The sequence below is a fragment of the Peribacillus sp. SIMBA_075 genome (assembly GCF_046534585.1).
In genome coordinates this window covers 1-240 of sequence record NZ_JAWRYN010001490.1, presented here as the reverse complement: position 1 = coordinate 240, position 240 = coordinate 1, and the positions used below count along the sequence as shown (strand labels likewise).

Genomic DNA, 240 nt, shown 5'->3' with positions numbered 1-240 from the left:
AGATCGAATTTGCAGATGTCATCCTATTGAACAAAACCGATCAGCTCACGGATCAAAAAGCGGATGAGCTCTATGGCGTCCTGCGTGCCTTGAACCCTTCGGCCAATATTCTAAGCACCAAACATTCACAGGTGCCGCTTTCTGAAGTGCTCAATACCGAACGCTTCGATTTGGACAAAGCGAGCCAAGGCGCGGGATGGATCAAAGAGCTGAACGAAGAGCATGTGCCGGAAACCGAAG

At 50.0% G+C, this 240-nt stretch carries 1 pseudogene; it reads left to right on the top strand.

Features of this window, described 5'->3' with window-relative positions:
* Nucleotides 1-26: 26 nt before the first annotated feature.
* Nucleotides 27-240, top strand: a pseudogene (locus tag SB775_RS33360) (GTP-binding protein); the annotation flags it as partial.